A 16,846-nucleotide genomic window follows, 5' to 3' on the forward strand; every position below is an offset into this window, starting at 1 on the left:
TATATAATCTATTCATCGTCACTGCCCATAATATTACGGTGTTCAAGCCATTCATTATAGGTCATAAGTACATCTCTCGGTTTTGAACCCTGGTGAGGGCCTACAACACCCATCTGCTCCATATCGTCTATCATTCTGCCGGCTCTTGCATAGCCTACCTTGAGTCTGCGCTGAAGAAGTGAAGTAGATGCCTGTCCTGCTTCAATTACGCATTTAATTGCGTCTTCCATTTTTGAGTCAATTTCAATATCATCGCCGCCTCTGTCATCGCCTTTTTTACCCTGAGTAATTTCTTCTGCGGCAATTCTCTTGATTTTTTCTTCAATCTCCGCATTATATTGAGCGGAAGAAGATTTTTTAATATAATTTGTTACACCCTCAATTTCCTCATCGGAAGCATAGCAACCCTGCACACGCATTGGTTTTGGCGCACCTACAGGCAAGAAAAGCATATCGCCTCTGCCTATGAGTTTTTCCGCACCGCTGAAATCAAGGATAGTTCTTGAATCAATATTTGAACTTACTTTAAGCGCAATACGGCTTGGAATATTTGCCTTGATAAGACCTGTAATTACATTTACCGTAGGTCGTTGCGTTGCAACAAGCAAATGCATACCTGCGGCTCTTGCTTTTTGAGCAAGTCGGGCAATGTACTCTTCCACCTCACTCGGAGCTGCCATCATAAGGTCGGCAAGCTCATCAATTGCAATTACAATTCTCGGCATTTTTTCCTTTGGTACGGGTAAACCGTTTCTCTCAAGTACAGGCTGAACAAGCTCGCCGTCTTCATTTTCTACAGGCGGATTTTCTGCCATATACTTAAGATTTTCTTCTATAAGCTCATTGTATGCGTCAATATTTTTACAGTAGTATTCCGAAAGAATCTTATATCTCTGTTCCATTTCGGAAACCGCCCATCCAAGCGCACCCGCCGCTTTCTTAGCGTCGGTTACTACAGGAATAAGCAAATGCGGAATACTTCTGTACTTTGTAAATTCAACCATTTTTGGGTCAACAAGCAAAAGTTTTACTTCGTCGGGTGTAGCTTTGTAAAGGATACTCATAAGAATTGAGTTTACACAAACAGATTTACCCGAACCCGTTGTACCTGCAATAAGCAAGTGAGTAAGTTTTGACAGGTCGGTAACCACAATTTCACCCGAAATATCTTTACCGAGTACACAGGTAAGTTTACTCTTTCCTCTTCTGAATTCATCGGAGTCAATCAACTCACGCATAGTAACCATACTTACAACCTTGTTCGGTACTTCAATACCGACTGCGGCTTTGCCCGGAATAGGAGCTTCGATTCTTACTCCGTTTGCGGCAAGGTTAAGTGCAATATCGTCTGAAAGGTTTGTAATCTTGCTTATCTTTACACCCGGAGCAGGTGAAAGTTCATATCTTGTAACAGACGGACCACGGCAAATATTTACTATAGATGCTTTTACATTAAAGCTGTCAAGCGTATCAATGAGTTTTTTCGCATTGTTATGCATTTCTTCCGCAGCATTTTTATCGTTATTGTTTTCCGAAAGACTTAACAGCTGAATAGGCGGAAAATGATACTCGGGCTTTTCTTCTTTTTCTCTGATTTCAACAGGAGAATAGCTTGCATTTTCAAGTTCTTCTTCAAAGCTGTTTTCTTCGTTATGTCTGTTCTCTTCGTATGACGGAACCGGCTCGGGTTCTGTTTCTGCTTTATGATTCTTTTCATCAAAGTTTTTGCTTGCTCTGTTGATTATGTCCATCAAATCGTCAGAAACATTTTCATTTTCGTTATGTTCATTCTGTATTATTTCATCTTCGTATTCTTCACCGTATACTTCCTTTTCGGGACTTTCATAAAACTGCGGCTCTTCAACTTCATCTGCAACTTTTGACGCATCTTTAACATCTGCTTTGTAGTCGCAGTCAACCTCAAGTTTTCTGTTAAGCTTTGTTTTATTATCATCGTGAGTGTTTTCATCAAGAGGAATATCAATGCCGCTCCTCTTGCCTCTGCGTTTTTTCTTTTGAGGAGAAACTATGGTTTTGTCATTCTCTCCTCCTGCAATAAACATCTCACGCTGTGCCTCTTCCGCCTCACGCTCGGCAATGTACTCACGCCTTACCCTTGCTTTTTCTTCGCTCTTGTGCTTTACATATGTAACACCTTGCTCAACCTTTGATGCGGCAGCTTCTGCAATATCATTGATTGAAAGATTTGTAATGCCGAAAATAACGGCAAGCAATACAAGAATACAAATCAATACCGTCGGAACATTTCCGATTAACGATGCCATAGGATAACCAAGCAATCCTCCGATAAAACCGGCGCCGAATGTAAAGTAAGATTCACTTTCGAAAATATCGAGATAAAGTTCGCCTGCACAGGCAAGATAACCTTTTTCCGAATGAGGAGTGCCTGTTGCAACATAAATCAATGCTCCTATCAGCAAAACAATAAGTATGCAGAGTGCTACCTTACTTTTAAAATGCTGTATTTGCTTTTCCTTGTCCGTAATAATCGCCATATACATAAGAAAGACGGGAACAAAAAATGTTGCAAAGCCAAATACTCCAAAAAGTGCGGAACGAACCGTACTCCATAAATTTACGCTCTGAACAAATATTAAAATTACAAAAAACAGTGATAAAGCACCAAGGATAATTGCTCTTATCCTTGGTGTCAGCAAAGGTTGTGATTCAGGTATCGGTTGACTTTTTTTAGTGTTTTTTGCTTTTGAGGAGGTTGATTTACCTGAAGCTTTCTTTTTGGTTGTCTTTTTCTGGGTTGCCAATTTATACTACCTCCGATAAAAGCATTATTGAATCATTGCACCGGTAAAGACATTTGCTCCTGTGTTCATTTCAATGCAGGAAATAACAAGGAATACTATACCTACAAGTGCAGTATATACTACGAAAATTATCATTTTGTCGGTCTTTAAGAACCATTTGAAAATAAGAATTGCAAAGTAGCCTACAATTGCAGAAACTACCATACCAACTATAATTACCACAGGGTCAATTGATATGCCCTCCGGACTTTTTATTGCGTCAACACCCTCAAGAAGAGCTGCCGCAAGTATTGACGGAACACCGAGAACAAATGTGTAGTCAAGCGCTTTCTGCTTGTTTATACCTCTCATCTCACCGACTGCAAGAGTTGAACCCGAACGGGAAATACCGGGGAAAATTGCAGCAACAAACTGCATAAGACCTACGCATACAGCGTCAAGAACATTAAAGCTCTCTTTGCCTGCCGAATTTTCGCTGTGCTTTACATTTTTTAAATGCTTAAAACCTGCGTTTGAACCGATAGTTCTCTTGTTGCAGATAATACCGACAGTAAGCAAAATACTTGTAATCATCAAAGAAATCGAAACCACAATCAAGTATCTTTCGCCTGTAAGAACATCGGCAAGATCTTTAATTTTCATATCCGTGCCCGGAATAGGCAGGAATAACAGGAAAAGCGGAAGAAGTCCTATAATGAGCATCATAATAAGATTTCTTTCGTAATTCATCTCTTTCCATTTAAATTTACCTGTAAATACATCTTTAACAAGTGAGAAAAATTCCTTGATAAGACTCCATATAAGCTTATGGTAAAAAGCAACTACCGCTACAAGTGTTCCCACATGGAGCATAACATTAAAGAAAAGGTTATTTTCCGTTGCGCCCAAAATATGCTGTGTAATAGAAAGATGTCCGCTGCTCGATACAGGCAAAAACTCTGTTAAGCCCTGCACGATGCCCTGAATGATTGCATCAATAATTGACATAATATGTACTCCTTTAACCATAAAATATGTAAGGGCGACTTTTGACCGCCCATATAACCGCATTTATTTATATGCGGTTACTGTAAAAAATAAAATTATCTGCCACGTTTTTTACGGGTCTTATTGCGTTTTATCATTGTGTACAGGCAGTCAATTGCATCCGAAACCGTGCCGACCTCGTCAATAAGACCTTCACTGACAGCCTCTTCCCCCTCAAGAATCGTTCCGATGTCCATTACAAGTTCGCCCGTGTTGAGAACAAGCTCATTGTACCGTTCTTTTGAAATATCGGAATTTTCCGCAACAAAGGTTGTAATTCTGTCCTGCATACGCTGAAAATACTCAAAAGTCTGCGGAACGCCGAGCGTCAGTCCCGTAGTTCGCACAGGATGCACCGTCATAGACGCACTCGGTGCAATAAAACTCTTGTCTGCCGCAACGGCAAGCGGTATGCCAATGGAATGTCCGCCGCCGAGCACGATTGAAACCGTAGGCTTTTTCATTCCCGAAATCACCTCGGCAATGGCAAGTCCTGCCTCCACATCTCCGCCGACCGTATTTATTAAAATAAGCAGTCCATCTATTCTTTCGTCCTCTTCAATAGATACAAGCAACGGAATAACATGCTCATACTTGGTCGTTTTATTCTGTTGCGGAAGAATGTAATGTCCCTCAATCTGTCCTATAATTGTCAGACAATGAATTACGCTGTCTTTATGCGTAGTGAGCACCGAACCTGTTTCTTCTACCTGATCCGTATGCTGTTCGTCAATGGGACTGTCTTTTTCAAGCGACTTTTTTTCGGGCTGTTCGTTCGGATTTTTTACTGTATTATCAACCCTTGACTTACCCGATTTTTTTGCTGTGGTATTCTTTTCTTTTGCTTTTTGTGCCATATTAATGCACCTCCGAAAAATATTTTTTCCAAAAATGCGTTAATAATGTATTTTGCAATTAAATATTATAGCATTTATAGCAATATATTTCAATCTTTTTGCTCTTTTTTCTTAAAAACAATAATGATATAAAAGAATTATAGTAGTATAAAAGTAATAATGTTTTTTGGAGTGAATTTAATTGGCATCAAACATAGTAATGGCGATAGTAATTTTCGTACTTATTGCATTGTCATCGTTCTTTTCCGCAACGGAAACAGCGTTTTCTTTTGTAAACAAAATCCGCATTCAAAAGAAATCCGAAGACGGCGACAAAAAAGCAACAACCGCTCTTTTTGTTATTGAAAATTTTGACAAAGCACTTACCACCATTCTTATCTGCAACAATGTAGTAAACCTTAGCTGTTCATCACTTGCAACGGTATTGTGTATGGCACTTTTCGGCGACTACGGTTCAGCTATTGCAACGGGTGCAACTACTTTGCTTGTACTCACATTCGGTGAGGTGCTTCCTAAATGTTTGGCTAAAGAAAATTGCGACAGCTTTTCTCTTAAAACAGCAGGCATAATAAAGTTCTTGATGTTCATTTTAACCCCGCTTGTGTTTATCCTTGTACAATTCAAAAGCCTTGCCCTTAAGATTGCGGGCGGAACAGAGGATGCACCGAGCGTTACCGAAAATGAGCTTAAATATATAGTAGAAAGCATTGAAGAAGAAGGCGTGCTTGAAGAAAGCGAAAGCGAGATGGTTCGCCTTGCACTTGACTTTGACGAAAAAACCGCCGAAGAAGTCATCACACCTCGAGTTGATGTTACATTCATAAGCGTGGACGATTCGCCGGAGAAAATTAAGAATTTAATTATTGAAAACAGATACTCAAGAATTCCTGTATATAAAGATACCGTTGACAACATTGTCGGCGTACTTCACACAAGAGATTATCTCGAAAAACTTGCGGACGGCATCGCACCGGATGTGCGTGACATAATGCAGCCGCCGTACTTTGTATTCAGAACTCAACCTCTTTCAAAAATTCTCAGCACTTTTAAGAGAATAAAAGTTCACCTTGCAATTGTTACCGACGAATACGGCGGAACTCTCGGTATTCTCACAATGGAAGATCTGCTTGAAGAAATCGTCGGCGACATATGGGACGAGGACGAAGAAATTGAGCACAACTACTACAAAATCGGCAAGAATGAATTTCTTGTAAACGGCGACCTCGAGCTTGACGATATGCTTGCGCTGTTCGACCTTGACGAAGATTACATTGACAGTGACAGCATAACCGTCGGCGGATACATTCTTGAAAATGCAGGCAGTATTCCGAATAAGCGTGAAAGCGTAGAGGCAGGCGGTTTCCGCTTTACGATTATGGAAGTGGCAAATCAGAGAATTATTCGTGTTGTTGTAAAAAGACTTGTTGACGAAAATACAAACGAAGAAAAAGCAACAGACGAAAAAGAAAAAGAAGAATAATACATACAAAATAAAGAGCCAAGCACCCAAAGCCTTGGCTCTTTTCAGATATTGATACGGAGAATAAATTATGAGCAATACAAAAGAAAACATAAAAAGAGGCAGCTGCCCCGTATATAAAAAATGCGGCGGATGTCAGTTGCAGAATCTCACCTACACCGAGCAACTTAGCTTTAAACAGAAAAAAGTTGAAAAACTGCTCTCAAAATTTTGCAAGGCAGATAAAATAATCGGTATGAACACACCCTATCATTACCGCAACAAGGTTCAGGCAGCGTTCAGAACAGATAAAAACGGTAAAATAATTTCGGGTGTCTACCAATCGGGAACTCACCACATCGTCGGCATTGACGAATGTATGACAGAAGATGTAACGGCGGATAAAATCATAGTTGCCGTACGAAAAATGCTTAAATCTTTCAAGCTCACAACCTATGACGAGGACAAGCAGAGAGGTTTTTTAAGACATATACTTGTAAAAAGAGGCTTTGCAACAAACGAAGTAATGCTTGTTTTGGTAACAGGCACTCCTGTTTTTCCGTCAAAAAATAATTTCGTAAAAGCGATTACCAAACAGTTTCCCGAAATCAAAACAGTTGTGCAGAATATAAACCCGTACAGAACAAACCTTGTGCTCGGCGATGTGCAAAAAGTACTGTACGGCAAGGGATATATTGAGGATATTTTGTGCGGATGCAAATTCAGAATTTCACCAAAGAGTTTTTATCAGATTAACCCTGTGCAGACCGAGGTACTTTACAACAAAGCAATCGAATTTGCAAATCTAAAAGGCAAAGAAACAGTGCTTGACACCTACTGTGGAATCGGCACAATCGGAATTGTTGCCGCAAAGCACGGTGCAGGCGAAGTTATAGGCGTTGAACTTAACAAAGACGCAGTCAAGGATGCGGTGCAGAACGCAAGAGCAAACAATTTGAAGAATATAAGATTTTATCAGGGCGATGCAGGCGAATTTATGGAGGCAGTCGCAGAAGAAAGCGAAAAGCCCGATGTAGTATTTATGGACCCGCCGAGAGCAGGCAGTGACGAAAAATTCCTCTCTTCCCTTATAAAAATGTCGCCAAAAACAGTAGTATACATCTCCTGCAACCCCGAAACCTTAGCAAGAGATTTGGCATACATAGATAAGAACAGCACATATAAAATCCAAAAAATCCAACCCGTAGATATGTTCCCACATACAGCGCATATTGAGTGCGTGGTGGTGATGTCAAGGAAAGAGGAGTAAATCGGGATAGGTGGCTTAACGGTGTGGTTTGTGCGTATTGGTCAGGCTGTGCTGTTTTGGCAGGTTGGCTTTGATTTGGATACAAATAAGGGAATGCAGACAGCACACTAGGAGAAACGAATGGATAGATTTTCAGAGAAGAGTCTTCTTTCACTCGGAGATCATTATGTGTATGGACTCATAGATCCACGCAGTAAGCAAATTTTCTATATTGGAAAAGGCACTAAAAACAGAGTGTTCTTCGTGGATGAAAGATATGAGCAGGGATTTCCGTTGGATGAGAATGAAACATTCTACATTGGAAAGTCGATAGCCAGACTGAAGTTGAATCAGTCGGCACAGAATCCGATTACATATCTGAATCCACGATAGAGAGACAAATTTCATATTTAATGAAATTGACAAATCGGAATTTACGGAGGAAAATAGTAATGGCACTGTTCTTACTGATTACATATATAGTAATTTTTACATTTCAAATAATATTATTTGTGATAACCATTCGCAAGAAAATAAAAAAACTTTGGCGGATATTGTTTTCGTCAGAACTAATTCCGCTGCTTATATCCATAGGACTGATGATTTACTTTAATAATCTTCCTGGATATGGATTTATGCCAGGACTAACTTATTTGGGAGAAATATTGTTTAGTTTTGGAGCGGTTGTTTTGTACTGTATAAGTTTCCTGATTTCTATATGCAGTTATATTGCAATTTCATATAAACAAAGGAAACGCTGAATAAATCGTTTCTGTCGTTTGTTCACAGTCCTCTCAGTGACGTATTTTCGAGCGTTGCTCAAAACGGCGAAACGAATGCTTAGCATTAATCAGCTTTTTCCAAACTTAATTTGAGGTATTCCACTTGTGTGTTTATTTGAGTTCCTTGAATGAGCTTAAATATTATGTTAATATTTTAAAGAAGTTGGCGTGTAGTTGAGTAGAAAGATAAATTGGAATTTGAGGAGACAATGAAATGATTAGGAAATACGTTGCTGGTGATCTAGATTCAGTAATGCAAATATGGTTGAATACGAATATTCAGGCACATAGTTTTATATCTCAAGATTACTGGAAAAGCAACTTTGATATGGTAAAAGAAATGATTCCACTTGCAGAAATATATGTGCATGAAGTTGACAATGCAAATCAGATAGATGGATTTATTGGATTAAATAACGACTATATTGAAGGAATCTTTATAAAAGATGTAGCACAGTCAAAGGGAACCGGAAAACAGTTATTGGATCAGGTGAAGAAAATCAAGTCCACTCTAAAATTGAACGTTTATCAAAAAAATGAGAGAGCAATTCAATTTTATCTGCGAGAAGAATTTAGTATCCAATCTGAATGTGTAGATGATAATACGGGAGAAAATGAATTTACAATGGTATGGAAGTGCTAAATTCCAGTTTCTAGGGATGACATGAAAAATGAAGTTTAAGGAATAGAGCTTTCCCTGTTTGCCTATACAAATGATAGAGCAATTCAAGGTTATCACAGGCTCGAACCACTGGATTTCAAGGGAAAAGGTGCGTTCCGCCATTCCCGTGTACAATAGTGAGTATGTTTTTCGTTGAACAACCGCGCCATATTGAAACCATAGTATTGATGTCAAGGAAATAATCAAACAATCTATAATGCGGCTTGTTTGATGGCTTTTTCTAAATTTAGAATTATATATTTAACCATCAAAAACACTCGGCTATATCTTACGGAAACATATCCAACGCAAAATTTTGTTCAGGTTGTAACCTCGGATTAGATAATGCAAATTGAGTGAGTGGATTAGATGTCAGTGTGTTTGGAGAGAATTTTATAGGACAAAAAGCTGACAGGCAATCCTGCAATTCGACCGTTTTGAGGGGTTCATGAACAGTGAAATAGATGTTAATAGAAATTAGATAAATCGGAATTTATGGAGGATAAAGCTGATGAACAACAAAAGGATAATTATAGGAGTCACTATTGGAATAATCGCAGCAATACTTTGGAGCGTTGTTTTTATAAATGTCTTAAATAGCATGGCTGGAATTGGAATCGGAATATGTCTGGGTATATCTTTTGGTATATCTGGCAGTCTTATTTTTTCAAAAAAAGATAAAGATAAATGATGATACAACTTCCAGTTTGCCAACTTGTCCTTTGAGAAGAGAATTTTACAAAAGAAGTGTTCTCTATGTTCTCAGGCGAGAAAGTTCTTGTGGATTTACGCTGTGATAACACCCTGATGAAAACAATGGTTGACCGCTTCGGAGAAGATGTGACAACCTTGCGTATGATATTACGTCTTTCAGAGTACAGACCGAAGTATCAGCCAGTCCAACCTTTTTCGGTTGGGTGTTTGGCTTTAATGGCAAGGTACAGATACTTGCACCGGAAAGTGTAAAAGAACAGTACAGACAGATGATTGCACAAGCCGATGAGGGTATGCAGGAAAAAGAAAACAAAGGACAGGAAATCTAACACTCCAAAGCATACGATGTCAAGAAACGGCAGAATCTTCCCGCAAAGCTCGCAGCATGAATATGCCAAGGGCGTGGAGTTTGAAGTTTATCCGTCTGCGGATACAACCGCCCCAAACTATCGTTGTGAAATTTGGGTAGCCGTGAACGAAAAAGCCAAGTAATAAGGACAGCAACTGCGAGTTGCTTGTTTGAGATAATGCGTGAGACTATAATAAAGGTGTAAGGAAGGTACTGCATAGTGGATACAAAACAGGTTATACTTGAACTTCGTACTCAAAAGGGAATGTCGCAGGATGAGCTTGCAGAAAAAGTTTTTGTAAGTCGTCAGGCAGTTGTGGAAATAAAAAATGATCTGATAAGAACGATGGGAGAATGTCGTGATGTGACAGACCAATATCAAACCGAACGAAGTGCATATTTGCGACTGGGACAATTATTTATGAGATTATTTGCTGGATTGCTATAAGAGTCTGATGAAACGACATTTTAAAAAACAGTTGATTTAGAAGTTAACTGTTTTTGGAAGGCCGTTTTTGCTATATCTAACAGTCTGTTGTACAAAGAAGATTTTGCATGGATGAAAAAAACAAACCTTGTTGAGGTTAAATTGAGTTTTCCATTGTATTGTATTGCTAATGAATAAGAATAAGAAAAAGAACAGACAATGCTGAATACTCTGGAAACAAGAATATCTGAGTATAGTATGTAAGTTCGTAACAGAATGAAAGGAGCGATTCAAATGAGCAATTTGGAAAATTATATGAAACAGCAAGCAATTTTTTGTGAACAAAATGATAGCATTAGTAAGAATCTGTATTCAGAGTATGGTGTAAAAAGAGGCTTACGAGATGAAAAAGGCCAAGGTGTGTTGACGGGGCTTACAAATATTTCTGATATAAAAGCTTTTGAATATCGTGATGGAGTAAAGAGCCCATGTGATGGCGAGTTATCTTATCGTGGTTATAATATAAAAGATTTAGTAACAGGAGGTAAAGGAAAAAGGTTTGTCTTTGAAGAAGGAGCATATCTTCTTTTATTCGGAGAATTGCCAACTGATACACAGTTAATGGAATTTCAGGGAAGACTATCTGATTGTATGGAACTACCGACTAACTTTACCAGAGATGTCATTATGAAAGCACCTACATCAGATATTATGGGTTCTATGACTCGAAGTATTCTTACATTGGGCTCTTACGATAAGGAGAAAGAAAGTCTTGAAATTCCGAATGTGCTAAGGCAGAGTATGCAGTTGATCGCAGTATTTCCTATGTTAGCAGTATATGCATACCATGCTTATTGTCATTATGAAAAAAACGAAAGTATGTATATTCATAGACCTGAAAAAGATTTATCTATTGCTGAAAATTTCCTGCGCCTATTAAGACCAGATACAAAATTCACAGAACTGGAAGCAAGAGTACTGGATATAGCATTATTGTTACATATGGAACATGGTGGTGGTAACAATTCTACATTTACTACACGGGTAGTAACATCTTCAGGTTCAGATACTTATTCTGTTATTTCAGCAGCAATGTCATCCTTAAAAGGGAAAAAACATGGCGGTGCAAATCTGATGGTAATGAATATGATGGATGATATTAAAAGTCATGTGAAAGATTATGAAGACGAAGAGGAAATTACATCATATCTGAGTAAGATTTTGAAGAAAGAGGCGTTTGATCAGAAAGGACTTATTTATGGAATGGGACATGCTGTGTATTCTATTTCAGATCCGAGAGAAAGGGTGTTCAAAGGCTTTGTAGAACAACTCGCAAGGGATAAAGGACGTGAGAAAGATATGGCCCTTTATAACAATATTGAGAAGATTGCACCTAAGTTGATTGCAAAGCAGCGTCAGATATTCAAAGGAGTAAGTCCTAATATAGATTTCTATAGTGGTTTTGTGTATGATATGTTGAATATTCCAAGAGAATTGTACACGCCATTATTTGCGATAGCAAGAATTGCTGGTTGGAGTGCACATCGCCTGGAAGAATTGATAACTACAGATAAGATCATTCGACCGGCATATAAGAGTCTAGTCAGCAAAAAAGAATATATAGAAAGAGAGGAACGATAATATGGGAGCAGGAACCAGTGCAGAGGAGTTTTTTTTAAAGAGCGTCAATGTTGAAAGCATATTTGAATTTATTGAAAGAACAGATTATTTGTTCCTTTATAGTATAAAGGAATGTGTTGAAAAATCAGACTGTCATGAAGGAGTATATCTTTCAGAAGTGGCAGAATACATGAAATTATCGATTCCAGAAACATCTAAGATGGTAAAAAGTCTTGAAAATAAAGGATATATTATCTGGAAATTAGATGAAAAAAAAGAAAGAACATACCTGGTTTTGACGAACAAGGCAATTGAATTAAGTAATTGTCAGAAAGAAAAAATGATAGAAGCTTATGAAAAAATCATATCGAATATACAAGAAGATGACCTGGCAGTTACACAGTGTACATTGAGAAAAATCCGACAGCTTATGGAAGAAATAAAATAGTGATTAATACAACGGAGTAAGAAAAGCTCCTTCATATATTAGAATAAAAATAAATTTTGTTGAGGTTAAATTGAGATTGACTTTGTATTGTATAAGTATGAAATAAAAAGGAATCAGGTGATGTACAATGAAAAAGTATAAAATATGTAAAATCCTTAATATATAAAATCCTTCTTGTTATACTGGCAATTTTTTTATGTGTGGCTTTTTATGAATTGCTCGGAATCTGCGTTGCATATAAAAAGCAGCCGGAAGTGTCCAATACAACCAAAAAAAGAAACAAAAAATGGGTCATGGAACGAATGAAGTGAAAATACAGAACTGGCAGTAATCATAGAAAAGAATCCAGAAGCACTTTTACAAAGAGTGCGTTTGATCAAGAATGCAAAAAAGGAAATTATTCTTTCTACTTTTGCATTTCAATCCGATGAAAGTGGAAAATTGATTTTAGGAGCACTGCATGATGCGGCAGACAGAGGCGTACATATTCGTCTGTTAGTAGATGGAATGAAGAGCTGGATTGATATGAAAGAGTGTCCCGCCAGGTATTGGAAGATGGAACCTATCGTGATCCATATCATGTAGAGCCAATCGAATTAACAAAGAAACGTCAGAGAAAAATATTTTTGGTACAGCATCTGCTTGGATGGGCAAGGTATCTGTTTTAATAAGGAGGAAGGAAAACGTGTTTCAAATATTGATTGTAGAAGATGATAAAGAATTAAGCCAGCTATTCCAAAAAGTGCTTGAGAAGAATGGATATCAAGTCAAAAGTGCATCGGATGGAGCACAGGCATTAGAAGTATTGGATAAGGAATATATTGATCTGATCATTTCTGATATTATGATGCCGGTTATGGATGGCTATGAACTGGTGTCAGAACTTCGCTCAGCAGGATATCAGATACCGGTGCTTATGATCACTGCGAAAGGTTCCTTTGATGATATGCGCCAGGGATTTCTTTCGGGAAGTGACGATTATATGGTAAAACCGGTAAATGTGAATGAAATGGTTTTAAGAGTCGGAGCACTGCTTCGCCGTGCACAGATACTGAATGAACACAAAATTGTGATCGGTTCAACAGAGTTTGATTATGATGCAATGACGGTTACAACTGATAAGGAAAGTCTTGTTTTGCCTAAAAAAGAATTCCTGCTTTTATATAAGCTTGCAGCTTCGCCAGGCAGAACATTTACAAAACAACAGTTGATGGATGAAGTATGGGGATACGAGACGGAGGCAGACCCACATACGATAGAGGTACATATAGGAAGAATCAGAGAGCGTTTTAAAGATAACCCTGATTTTGAAATCGTAACAATGCGTGGAATTGGATACAAGGTGGTGAAAAAATAATGGAACAAAAGAAAGAAAAAGGATTGCGGATCCGATCCTGTCTGACCGGTGCAATCTGGCTGGCACTTGTATTTTCAACAGTCATATCTGCTTTATTATTTGCTTTTTTGAATCATTTTTTTTATCTGCCGGGCAGCATACCTGTGCTTGGCTGGCTTTTGATTTTCAATACATTGATTGCAGGGCTGATCACTTCCTTTATTAATGCAAAGTTACTGGAACCAATTACCAGACTTAGTAAAGCAATGAAGGAAGTTTCTCAGGGAGATTTTGAACAGCATTTGGAAACGAACAGCCGTATAGCAGAAGTTGGAGAATCTTATCAAAGTTTTAACGTTATGACAAAAGAACTTCGTGCAACAGAGGTGCTGCAGATGAATTTTGTATCTGATGTTTCTCATGAGTTTAAGACCCCGATTAATGCCATTGAAGGATATACAATGCTGCTTCAGGGAGAAGAACTGTCTCCGGATCAAGAGAAATATGTAGAAAAAATCTTATTTAACACCCAAAGACTTTCCGGATTGGTTGGTAATATTTTGCTGTTATCCAAGTTAGAGAATCAGAATATACCAATGAAAAAAACAGAATATCGTCTGGATGAACAGATCCGCCAGGCATTTCTTTCATTGGAAACAAAATGGACAGAAAAAGAAATTGGTTTTCAGGTAGAATTGGAGGAAGTTAAATATACTGGGAATGAAGGACTTTTTATGCATATCTGGATAAATCTTTTGGATAATGCGATTAAGTTCAGCCCTTCAAAGGGGACAATTACGATGTTTCTGAGACAAGAACAGGATTCTGTTAAATTCATTCTGGAAGATGAAGGACCAGGAATAGAGGATGATGTAAAATCCAGAATATTTGACAAGTTCTATCAGGTAGATGGATCTCATAAAGCAGAAGGGAATGGCCTAGGTCTTGCACTTGTAAAACGGATTGTAGATAGTGCCGGAGGAACAATCAAAGCAGAAAACCGTGAATATGGTGGATGCAGATTTGTTATAGAGCTGCCAAAGCAGAAAGATGAGATTATATAGTTTTAAGATAAATTAGAAGATGGGAGGATTTATATGACATTTTATCAGGAGTTGCAGTTAAATCAGGCAGGTTCTAAAAACCTGTTGAAAAAGAGTGAAACACTAAAAGAAAAATTATATCATATGTGGGTATATCTGGTGAAGATAGCTGTTACAATGGCATTTTGTTTTTTCTTTGTTAGTATTTTCAGCATCCTATTTGGAAATGAGAACAGCATTGTAGGTGTAGTAGTCTTATTATGTCTCATGGTGTTTAGAAATGCGGATCTGGGGATCCACACCGGACAATCTACGATGCTTTTGGCTTTGTTCTTTGTAATTATGACTGTATGTCCGCATTTAGCAAATCAGTTTTCACCGGTATTGGGAATGCTGTTAAATATTGCGGCACTGGCTGTGTTGATTCTGTTCGGATGCCATAATCCATTAATGTTTAATCAATCTACATTGGTTCTTGGGTATCTGCTGCTATATGGTTATGATGTTACGGGAAAAAGCTATCAGATGCGATTAGTCGGAATGGCTTTAGGTGCAGCACTTACCTGCTTCGTATTTTATCGAAATCATAAAAACAGAACTTATAAAAGTAATCTGAAAGATCTGATACAAGAATTTGATATCACTTCTTCCAGAACAAAATGGCAGATATGTCAGATTTTATGCGTACCGATTGTCCTTTGCATTGCAGAACTTTGTAATATGCCACGTGCAATGTGGGCTGGTATTGCGGCCATGTCCGTGATTTTGCCGTCTATGGAAGATATGCACTACAGAGTCCGTAAAAGGATTGTCGGAAATATTGCAGGTGTTATATGTTTTACAGTATTATATTTTCTGCTTCCTTCGTCAATCTATGCATATATAGGAATTCTTGGTGGAATCGGTGTAGGATTTTCAGCACAATATGGCTGGCAGGCAGTATTTAACACATTTGGTGCTTTAGCCATTGCTGCAGAGACTTATGGACTACAAGGAGCAGTTAGTCTTAGAGTGATTCAAAATGTTTTTGGTGTTGTGTTTGCTTTAGTATTTTGTGTTATATTTTATTGGTTTATGTCTAAAAAAAAGGAAAGTGATGTGACCGTACATGCAGAGTGAAGTGAATCAGGAAGAAAATTTGAATAGAATTATTACGGTTCCTAGATAAGGTTTTTTATGATGAAAACAGTATATAATATGCGGTCATGCATTGAAAATACTGTTCAGTTAAGAAATGCTGTATTTTTTAGGTGCACTAATGTGTAGAAAGCAGGTGTATGATGAGTTCAAATCATTTTTTGGGGTATGACAAAAAGACAGATTGCATATCTGCCTCATAATGGAGTATAATGGTAACGAGATTTATGCAACCCGATACATGAAATCCCTATTTCTCTTTGGACGGAGGTGGATAGGATAATTTCAATTGTACCTGACAGGTGTCAGATATTTTTGTATGAGAAGCATGGTCTCTGTTTCGTTACCACCGTGTTTGAGATATGCCCTGCATATGTTTACTGCGATGGCGAAATTAATTTTATAGACGTGTTTTGTATTTTTAGATGTTTTTATCACAGTGTGAGATGTCACTAATTCACAGAAATTATACAGAATCATACGGGCATTGATTTCCTGAAGGATTCCATCATACTTGCTGCGCCCCAGATCAATCAGAATGCCGTCCGTCTCATGAAGGAGCTTTACGGCATCGACATGTAGAAAAAGCAGTATTCTAAGCTGATATCAAGCATCCCGGAGCCAGACATCTCCATCTCCATGGGTTGTGATGTAGGTTGTCCGTTTATTGGCAGAGCGTTTGATGACAACTGGAAACTTGAAGATCCGACAGAAAAAACGGATGATGATTTCAGGGGGGTTATACAGCAGATCGAGAAGAATATTCTAGAATTAAAGAAAAAATGATTGCAATATAAATTCCAGTTTGTAGGGATGACATGAAAAATGAAGTTTAAGGAATAGAGCTTTCCCTGTTTGCCTATACAAATGATAGAGCAATTCAAGGTTATCACAGGCTCGAACCACTGGATTTCAAGGGAAAAGGTGCGTTCCGCCATTCCCGTGTACAATAGGG

At 38.1% G+C, this 16,846-nt stretch carries 16 protein-coding genes and 1 pseudogene; 14 read left to right on the forward strand and 3 right to left on the reverse strand.

Going from position 1 to position 16,846, the window contains the following annotated elements:
• Positions 1 to 8 precede the first annotated feature (8 nt).
• The 3 genes from I2E21_RS07225 to I2E21_RS07235 form a co-directional block, all read right to left on the reverse strand.
• A complete protein-coding gene (locus I2E21_RS07225; RefSeq protein ID WP_243240605.1) occupies positions 9 to 2,783 on the reverse strand; it encodes a DNA translocase FtsK in 2,775 nt (924 codons plus the stop codon).
• 24 nt (positions 2,784 to 2,807) lie between these two features.
• Positions 2,808 to 3,770, reverse strand: coding sequence for an undecaprenyl-diphosphate phosphatase (locus I2E21_RS07230; protein ID WP_195410860.1), 963 nt, complete (start codon positions 3,768 to 3,770; stop codon positions 2,808 to 2,810).
• A gap of 95 nt (positions 3,771 to 3,865) precedes the next feature.
• On the reverse strand, positions 3,866 to 4,666 hold the full coding sequence (locus I2E21_RS07235; RefSeq protein WP_022233909.1) for an ATP-dependent Clp protease proteolytic subunit: 801 nt from the start codon (positions 4,664 to 4,666) through the stop codon (positions 3,866 to 3,868).
• A gap of 181 nt (positions 4,667 to 4,847) precedes the next feature.
• Between I2E21_RS07235 and I2E21_RS07240 the strand changes: the two genes are divergently transcribed.
• The 14 genes and pseudogenes from I2E21_RS07240 to I2E21_RS07305 all read left to right on the forward strand — a co-directional run bounded on the left by I2E21_RS07240 (position 4,848) and on the right by I2E21_RS07305 (position 15,873).
• A complete protein-coding gene (locus tag I2E21_RS07240; RefSeq protein WP_195410861.1) occupies positions 4,848 to 6,146 on the forward strand; it encodes a hemolysin family protein in 1,299 nt (432 codons plus the stop codon).
• Positions 6,147 to 6,216: 70 nt separating this feature from the next.
• On the forward strand, positions 6,217 to 7,395 hold the full coding sequence (gene rlmD / locus I2E21_RS07245) for a 23S rRNA (uracil(1939)-C(5))-methyltransferase RlmD (protein ID WP_195410862.1): 1,179 nt from the start codon (positions 6,217 to 6,219) through the stop codon (positions 7,393 to 7,395).
• A 168-nt stretch (positions 7,396 to 7,563) separates the two neighbouring features.
• Positions 7,564 to 7,767 (forward strand): hypothetical protein, encoded by a 204-nt coding sequence (locus tag I2E21_RS07250; protein ID WP_207735319.1) that lies wholly within the window; start codon positions 7,564 to 7,566, stop codon positions 7,765 to 7,767.
• A gap of 603 nt (positions 7,768 to 8,370) precedes the next feature.
• Positions 8,371 to 8,799, forward strand: coding sequence for a GNAT family N-acetyltransferase (locus tag I2E21_RS07255; RefSeq protein WP_195410864.1), 429 nt, complete (start codon positions 8,371 to 8,373; stop codon positions 8,797 to 8,799).
• 529 nt (positions 8,800 to 9,328) lie between these two features.
• Positions 9,329 to 9,508, forward strand: a complete 180-nt coding sequence (locus I2E21_RS07260) for a hypothetical protein (protein WP_022233904.1) — start codon at positions 9,329 to 9,331, stop codon at positions 9,506 to 9,508.
• Between the two features lie 226 nt (positions 9,509 to 9,734).
• Positions 9,735 to 9,860: a hypothetical protein gene (locus I2E21_RS12560; protein WP_333780949.1), complete on the forward strand. Its 126-nt coding sequence runs from the start codon at positions 9,735 to 9,737 to the stop codon at positions 9,858 to 9,860.
• Complete coding sequence (locus I2E21_RS07270; RefSeq protein WP_186935201.1) at positions 9,817 to 10,023, forward strand: hypothetical protein; 207 nt, start codon at positions 9,817 to 9,819, stop codon at positions 10,021 to 10,023. Before I2E21_RS12560 ends, I2E21_RS07270 begins: the two co-directional genes overlap by 44 nt.
• A 77-nt stretch (positions 10,024 to 10,100) precedes the next feature.
• Entirely contained in the window at positions 10,101 to 10,328 is a 228-nt protein-coding gene (locus I2E21_RS12470; protein WP_295026333.1) for a helix-turn-helix domain-containing protein, read from the forward strand.
• Positions 10,329 to 10,583: 255 nt separating this feature from the next.
• Positions 10,584 to 11,948 (forward strand): citrate/2-methylcitrate synthase, encoded by a 1,365-nt coding sequence (locus I2E21_RS07280; protein ID WP_186935202.1) that lies wholly within the window; start codon positions 10,584 to 10,586, stop codon positions 11,946 to 11,948.
• A gap of 1 nt (position 11,949) precedes the next feature.
• Positions 11,950 to 12,375: a MarR family transcriptional regulator gene (locus I2E21_RS07285; protein ID WP_195410865.1), complete on the forward strand. Its 426-nt coding sequence runs from the start codon at positions 11,950 to 11,952 to the stop codon at positions 12,373 to 12,375.
• 158 nt (positions 12,376 to 12,533) lie between these two features.
• A pseudogene (locus I2E21_RS07290) lies at positions 12,534 to 12,906 on the forward strand (phospholipase D-like domain-containing protein); the annotation flags it as partial.
• Between the two features lie 115 nt (positions 12,907 to 13,021).
• Entirely contained in the window at positions 13,022 to 13,732 is a 711-nt protein-coding gene (locus I2E21_RS07295; protein ID WP_003693048.1) for a response regulator transcription factor, read from the forward strand.
• Positions 13,732 to 14,775 (forward strand): HAMP domain-containing sensor histidine kinase, encoded by a 1,044-nt coding sequence (locus tag I2E21_RS07300; RefSeq protein ID WP_195410866.1) that lies wholly within the window; start codon positions 13,732 to 13,734, stop codon positions 14,773 to 14,775. The genes I2E21_RS07295 and I2E21_RS07300 overlap by 1 nt, the downstream gene beginning before the upstream one ends.
• Positions 14,776 to 14,808: 33 nt before the next feature.
• On the forward strand, positions 14,809 to 15,873 hold the full coding sequence (locus I2E21_RS07305) for an FUSC family protein (protein WP_195410867.1): 1,065 nt from the start codon (positions 14,809 to 14,811) through the stop codon (positions 15,871 to 15,873).
• The last annotated feature ends 973 nt before the right edge of the window (positions 15,874 to 16,846 follow it).

The sequence above is a fragment of the Ruminococcus sp. BSD2780120874_150323_B10 genome, from assembly GCF_015553695.1.
Lineage (GTDB): Bacteria > Bacillota > Clostridia > Oscillospirales > Acutalibacteraceae > Ruminococcoides > Ruminococcoides intestinale_A.

Coding starts and splice junctions, on each gene's coding strand:
- I2E21_RS07230 (WP_195410860.1), bottom strand. CDS start 3,770: ATGTCAATTATTGATGCAATCATTCAGGGCATCGTGCAGGGCTTAACA.
- I2E21_RS07235 (WP_022233909.1), bottom strand. CDS start 4,666: ATGGCACAAAAAGCAAAAGAAAAGAATACCACAGCAAAAAAATCGGGT.
- rlmD (WP_195410862.1), top strand. CDS start 6,217: ATGAGCAATACAAAAGAAAACATAAAAAGAGGCAGCTGCCCCGTATAT.
- I2E21_RS07255 (WP_195410864.1), top strand. CDS start 8,371: ATGATTAGGAAATACGTTGCTGGTGATCTAGATTCAGTAATGCAAATA.
- I2E21_RS07260 (WP_022233904.1), top strand. CDS start 9,329: ATGAACAACAAAAGGATAATTATAGGAGTCACTATTGGAATAATCGCA.
- I2E21_RS07270 (WP_186935201.1), top strand. CDS start 9,817: ATGAGGGTATGCAGGAAAAAGAAAACAAAGGACAGGAAATCTAACACT.
- I2E21_RS07280 (WP_186935202.1), top strand. CDS start 10,584: ATGAAAGGAGCGATTCAAATGAGCAATTTGGAAAATTATATGAAACAG.
- I2E21_RS07285 (WP_195410865.1), top strand. CDS start 11,950: ATGGGAGCAGGAACCAGTGCAGAGGAGTTTTTTTTAAAGAGCGTCAAT.
- I2E21_RS07295 (WP_003693048.1), top strand. CDS start 13,022: ATGGGCAAGGTATCTGTTTTAATAAGGAGGAAGGAAAACGTGTTTCAA.
- I2E21_RS07300 (WP_195410866.1), top strand. CDS start 13,732: ATGGAACAAAAGAAAGAAAAAGGATTGCGGATCCGATCCTGTCTGACC.
- I2E21_RS07305 (WP_195410867.1), top strand. CDS start 14,809: ATGACATTTTATCAGGAGTTGCAGTTAAATCAGGCAGGTTCTAAAAAC.